This is a genomic window from Pseudonocardia sp. SID8383 (assembly GCF_009864975.1).
Classification (GTDB): Bacteria; Actinomycetota; Actinomycetes; order Mycobacteriales; family Pseudonocardiaceae; genus Pseudonocardia; species Pseudonocardia alni.
Genome location: NZ_WWFY01000484.1, coordinates 1 through 5,656 on the forward strand (window position 1 = coordinate 1; position 5,656 = coordinate 5,656).

At 73.5% G+C, this 5,656-nt stretch carries 5 protein-coding genes and 1 pseudogene; 3 read left to right on the top strand and 3 right to left on the bottom strand.

Translation table 11 applies throughout. The annotated features are described in order from the left end of the window. Nucleotides 1-749 (bottom strand): annotated as a pseudogene (locus tag GTW08_RS11955) (hypothetical protein); the annotation flags it as partial. A 124-nt stretch (nucleotides 750-873) separates the two neighbouring features. Further along, nucleotides 874-1,341, bottom strand: a complete 468-nt coding sequence (locus GTW08_RS11960) for a MarR family winged helix-turn-helix transcriptional regulator (RefSeq protein WP_073574881.1) — start codon at nucleotides 1,339-1,341, stop codon at nucleotides 874-876. Nucleotides 1,342-1,654: 313 nt separating this feature from the next. Here GTW08_RS11960 and asnB point away from each other — a divergent pair, with 313 nt between their 5' ends. Together asnB and GTW08_RS11970 are read left to right on the top strand one after the other, a co-directional pair. Beyond that, the gene (gene asnB, locus GTW08_RS11965) at nucleotides 1,655-3,529 is read left to right on the top strand and encodes an asparagine synthase (glutamine-hydrolyzing) (RefSeq protein WP_073574882.1); all 1,875 of its coding nucleotides are present in this window, start codon (nucleotides 1,655-1,657) and stop codon (nucleotides 3,527-3,529) included. Nucleotides 3,530-3,602: 73 nt separating this feature from the next. Further along, complete coding sequence (locus GTW08_RS11970) at nucleotides 3,603-4,433, top strand: DUF427 domain-containing protein (protein WP_073574883.1); 831 nt, start codon at nucleotides 3,603-3,605, stop codon at nucleotides 4,431-4,433. A 16-nt stretch (nucleotides 4,434-4,449) separates the two neighbouring features. On the opposite strand, the gene GTW08_RS11975 is transcribed toward GTW08_RS11970, so the two are convergent. Then, nucleotides 4,450-4,941, bottom strand: coding sequence for a MarR family winged helix-turn-helix transcriptional regulator (locus tag GTW08_RS11975; RefSeq protein ID WP_083658280.1), 492 nt, complete (start codon nucleotides 4,939-4,941; stop codon nucleotides 4,450-4,452). Between the two features lie 77 nt (nucleotides 4,942-5,018). On the opposite strand from GTW08_RS11975, the gene GTW08_RS11980 reads away from it, so the two are divergent. Next, nucleotides 5,019-5,656: M20/M25/M40 family metallo-hydrolase (locus tag GTW08_RS11980; protein ID WP_161151924.1), on the top strand; the 638-nt coding region annotated here is incomplete at its 3' end.

Consider the following 5,656-nt stretch of genomic DNA (forward strand, 5'->3'; position numbering starts at 1 on the left):
GGCGGCTCGGCGCGGCGCGGCGGCGCGTCGCGCCCGGCGCGGATCCGCTCGACCGTCGCCCGCGACGGTGCGGGGAACAGCGGGACGATCAGCACCCCGGCCAGGCTCGCGGCGAGGATGCCGACCCACAGGTGCTCGGCGGTGCCCGCGGGGACCCCGCCGGTCAGCACGATCAGCGCGAAGAGCGGGAGCCAGAAGAACTTGGCGGGCCAGCGGGGCCCGCGACGCAGCGCGGTGCGCGCCTGGACCGCGACGAGCACGGTCGCGAGCAGCGGCACGACGCCGAGCAGGGCGACGGAGGTGACCGAGGTGACGACGTCCCCGCCGATGGACCCGGCCACGGTGCCGCGGCCCAGGTAGCTGCTCTGGGTCCCGACGACGCTGCAGGTCTCGACCCGGATCGACGACGTGGCCGACGGGCTCAGCCCGGGGACGGCCGGCACGCCGGCGGTGGCACGGCTGAACACCCCGCCCGCCCCGACGAACACCGCCAGCGGGAGCAGGCCCGCCGACAGCACACCGATCCCGGCCAGCAGCACGGACTCGGCCGAGCCGTAGCCCGACGAGGACCCGGAGCCGATCCCCCGGCGCAGCAGCGCGACCAGCGCCGCACCCGCGGTGGGCAGCAGCCCCGTCAGCGCGCCGAGCGCGGTGACCGACCAGGCCCAGTCCCCCGGGCACACGTCCGGCACACCGAGCCCACGGATGCCCTGCAGAACCCCGGCGACGAGCGCCACCAGCGCGTCCACGCCCGTCCTCACCCCCGAACTCGCTCCGGGTGCGGCCACCCGGACTGCCCACTATCGCATCACCCGGGTGGGGCCCGGCGGAGCAGCGGGTGCACGGGGGCGCGCGCGGTCAGGTGCAGCGGGGTCAGCGCACGAAGAGGTCCAGGTCGGTGTTGAACCGGTCGAGCAGCTCGGCCAGGGAGTCGCGGTCGTGGGTCGGCCAGTGCGCGATGACCTCGCGCAGCGGCGCCAGGCGGGCCTCGCGGACCTGCTCCCGGGCGGCGAGGCCGGCCGGGGTCAGGGTGACGCTGACCGAGCGGGGGTCGCGCTCGTGCGGGGACACGTCGACCAGGCCGGCCCGCGACAGGCGCGAGACCTGGCGGCTGGCGGTGGGCTTGGAGACGCCCAGCTTGCCGGTCAGCGCGGTGAGCGAGAGGGCGCCCTCGTCGTCGAGCAGCATGAGGACCGGGTAGGTGTAGCGGTCCACGGCGTCGTTCGCGCCGTAGCCGTGGGACCACACCGACTCCATGGTGCGGCGGACCAGCAGCGTGATCTGCTTCTCCAGCGAGTGCAGCGGGTCCTGGGTCGCCGTGGCGAGACCGCCGGTCGCCACGGTTGCGTCGTCGTCAATCGGGCCAATCGGACGTTCCGTCATGTTTCGCATGCTACACACGTTGCGGACTGCAACATTGACGATCGCAATCACGTAAGCGGATCGAAAGGTTCGTGCGCCTTCACGCAATGATGCTGCGCCGAACGGGTGTGATCAGCGACGCCCGTCGTCGAAAGCGCTGGACGAACCGCCCATCACCGGACGGAGCGGCCACGTCGTGTTACCCACGTGTTGCGGCTCGCAATCATTAGCGTTGCAATCGATCTTACCGGGCGGCGCGGCCCGGGCCACGAGATCGAGGAGGCGCTCAACCGTGTGCGGAATCTGCGGCTGGATCGACTACCGACACGACCTGGGGGCGGACGAGCACGCCCGCACCCTCGCGGCGATGAACGAGACGATGTCCTGCCGCGGACCGGACCAGCAGGGCGTGTGGGCCCAGGGTCCCGCGGCGCTGTGCCACCGCAGGCTCGCGGTCATCGACATCGAGGGCGGCCGCCAGCCGATGACCCTCGACGAGGGCGGGGCCCCCGCCCTGCACATGGTCTACTCCGGCGAGACCTACAACTTCCGCGAGCTGCGCGAGCAGCTCGCCGCCGCCGGGCACCGGTTCCGGACCTCCAGCGACACCGAGGTCGTGCTGCGGGCGCACCGCGAGTGGGGTGCGAAGGACCCACGGGACGTCGCCCGCCGGCTCAACGGCATGTTCGCCTACGCCCTGTGGGATTCCGGCACGAACGAGCTGGTGCTGGTGCGTGACCGCCTGGGCATCAAGCCGCTGTACTACTACCCCACCCCGCACGGGGTGCTGTTCGGCTCCGAGCCCAAGGCGATCCTGGCCAACCCCGAGGCCGAGCGGGTCGTCGACGCCGAGGGCCTGCGCCGGGCGCTGGCGTTCGTCTCCGACATGTCCAACGCGGTGTTCCGCGGCATGCGCGAGGTCGCGCCCGGCTGCGTCGTGCGGGTCTCGCGGGACGGCGGCGTCCGCGAGGAGCGCTACTGGCAGCTCACCGACACCGGGCACACCGACGATGTCGACACCACCGTGCACCACGTCCGCGAGCTGCTCGAGGACACCGCGCTGCGCCAGCTCTACGCCGACGTCCCGCTGTGCACGCTGCTCTCGGGCGGGCTGGACTCCTCGGCGCTCACCGCGCTGGCCGCGAAGCACGTCGACGGCACCGTGCGGTCCTTCGCGGTGGACTTCGTCGGCTACGCCGACAACTTCGTCGCCGACGACGCCCGCGGCACCCCCGACTCCCCCTACGTGCACGAGGTCGCCGAGTACGTCGGGACCTCGCACCGCGACATCGTGCTCCGCACCGAGGACATGATGGACCCGGCCGTGCGCCGGGCCACGGTGCACGCGCGCGACCTGCCCGCCGGCATCGGCGACATGGACTCGTCGCTGTACCTGCTGTTCTCCGCGATCCGCACGGAGTCCACGGTCGCGCTGTCCGGGGAGTCCGCCGACGAGGTGTTCGGCGGCTACCGCGACTTCCACGACCCGGAGACCGTCGCCGCGGACACCTTCCCCTGGCTGGCCGGGCGGATGATGAACGCCGACCAGTCCGACCCCGGGCTGTTCGACCGGGCCCTGTGGGACAAGCTCGACGTCCCCGGCTACCTCGACGACCAGTACCGGGCCGCGCTCGCCGAGGTGCCGGAGCTGACCGGCCCGGCCGCCGACGACCCGCACGAGCGCCGGATGCGCGAGATCTGCTACCTCTACCTGACCCGCTGGCTGCCGGTGCTGCTGGACCGCAAGGACCGGATGAGCATGGCCGTCGGGCTCGAGGTGCGGGTCCCGTTCTGCGACCACCGCCTCGTCGAGTACGTCTTCGGCACACCGTGGGCGCACAAGACCTTCGACGGGCGCGAGAAGTCGCTGCTGCGCCACGCCACCTCCGATCTGCTGCCCGAGTCGGTGGTCCAGCGGGTCAAGAGCCCCTACCCCTCCACCCAGGACGACTCCTACGAGAAGTCGCTGCGCGACCAGGTCGCCGAGATCGTCGGGCAGGGCGACGACGCGCCCGTCGCGCCGCTGGTGGACCGGGCGGCGGTGCGGCGCCGGCTCGACGAGGGCGGTGGGCACGAGGCCAACTCGATGGGCCGCCGGATGCAGCTGGAGCGCATCATCGACCTGAACACCTGGATCGGCGACTACGACGTGCAGCTCTCGCTGTAGCCCCGTGGCAGGTTCGCCCCGTGGGTGGTTGTGTGGGTACCGACCCGCACGACCACCCACGAGGTGAGGCCACATGGGACTGACCCGCACCGACGGCCCGCTGTCGCCGTACGCGCCGACCACGGTGAACTACGCGATCGACGGCCCGCCGCACAAGCTGCTCATGCATCCGTTCCCGAGGCGGGTGCGGGCGGAGTTCGCCGGGCGCACCGTGCTCGACACCCGCGGTGGGTTCCTCGTCCACGAGTCGAACCTGCTGCCCGTGCTCTACGTCCCCGAGACCGACCTCGACCAGGACGTGCTGGTCGCCACCGGCCACACCACGCACTGCCCGTTCAAGGGCGACGCGTCCTACCGGTCGCTCGTCGTGGGCGACCGGACCGCCGAGAACGCCGTCTGGCACTACCCCGAGCCCGTCGCGGCCGCATCCTGGCTGCGCGGGCTCGCCGCGGTGTACTGGAACGCCGCCGACGCCTGGTACGACGAGGACGAGCAGGTCTTCGCCCACCTCACCGACCCCTACACCCGGGTCGACGTGCGCCCGACCCACCGCGAGGTCGTGGTCACCCACGTCGCGACCGACGGCGTCGAGACGGTGCTGGCCCGCTCGGAGCACCCGTGGGTGCTGTCGGAGACCGGGCTGCCGAACCGCTGGTACCTGCCCGCCGCCGACGTCGCCGTCCCGACCACGCCGAGCGGGCTGCGCACCCGCTGCCCCTACAAGGGCGAGGCGCACTACGAGCACGCCGACCTGCCCGGCGGGACCCGGCTGGCCGAGGTGTTCTGGCACTACCCCGACCCGCTGCCGGAGTCGGCGCGGGTCGCGGGACTGCGGTCCGTCGCGGGCGGCAGCCGGGACGACGGCTCCCGGGTCGTGGTCACCGTCGACGGCGCCGAGGCCTGAGGGGACCCGGCAGCGCTCAGTCGTCGTCGGCGACGATCAGGGCCTCGATCGCGGGCAGCGCGGCCTCCAGCGCGGCGCGCTGGGCGGCGTCGAGCCGGTCGAGCCGGCGGGCGACCAGCGCGGTGCGCTGGCTACGGACCTCGCGCAGCCGGTCGAGTCCGTCGGCGGAGATCGAGATGAGCACGCCACGGGCGTCGCCCGGGTCCGCCGCCCGCTCGACCATGCCCTGGTCGTCCAGCGCGGACAGCACCCGGGACATCGTCGGTGCGGTCACTCCCTCCCGGCGGGCCAGCTCCGACAGGCGCAGCGGGCCGTGCTGCTCGACGGTGACCAGGGTCGACAGCTGCAACGGCGGCAGCGACTCGGAGCCGTCGATGCGGATCCGGCGGTTCAGCCGGCCCACGGCCAGCCGCAGCCGGGATGCCACCTCGTCGTCGCTCGTCTCGAAGCGGCTCGACACCACGGTGCCGCCGGAGCCGCCGGACTCGCTGCCCGATCCCTCACCCATCGCCCCATTCTGCCAAAGAAGTGATGAGCAATGGCATCGGCCCTCGGAGGCGGCGGGGTCGTGGAAGGGTCGCGGAGATGGAGACCCCCGACCCCGTCGCACTCGCCGGCTCGCTGATCACCCTCGACACCCGCGGCGGCGGGGAGCGCGCGGCCGCCGACCTGCTCGCCGGCCTGCTCGACGACGGCGGCTTCACCGTGCGGACCGAGCCCGACCCGGCCGATCCGGCGCGGGCGAACCTGGTGGCGCGCCGCGGCGACGGCCGCCCGCCGGTGACCCTCACCGGGCACCTCGACACCGTCCCCGCCGACCCGGCGGGCTGGTCGTTCGACCCGCACGCCGGTGACGTCGTCGACGGGCGGCTGCGTGGGCGCGGCAGCACCGACATGAAAGCCGGGGTCGCGGCGCTCGTCGTCGCGGCGCTGCGCAGCGACCCGGCCACCCCGCTGCAGCTGGTGTTCACCTTCGGCGAGGAGACCGGCGGCGACGGCGCCCGCCTGCTCACCGGCCTGGAGCCGTCACCGCTGCTGGTGGTGGCCGAGCCGACCGCCAACCGGGTGCTGCACGGCCACAAGGGCGTGCTGTGGCTGCGGCTGGTGCAGCACGGGGTCGGCGCCCACGGGTCGCGCCCCGAGCTGGGCGACAACGCACTCGTCGCGCTCGGCCGGGTCGCGGCGGCGCTGCACGACCACACCTGGCCCGTCAGCGCGACGCA

What these genes read in the sequence shown, in the direction of transcription:
- GTW08_RS11970 (WP_073574883.1), top strand. Translation starts at nt 3,603, where the DNA reads ATGGGACTGACCCGCACCGACGGCCCGCTGTCGCCGTACGCGCCGACC.
- GTW08_RS11975 (WP_083658280.1), bottom strand. Translation starts at nt 4,941, where the DNA reads ATGGGTGAGGGATCGGGCAGCGAGTCCGGCGGCTCCGGCGGCACCGTG.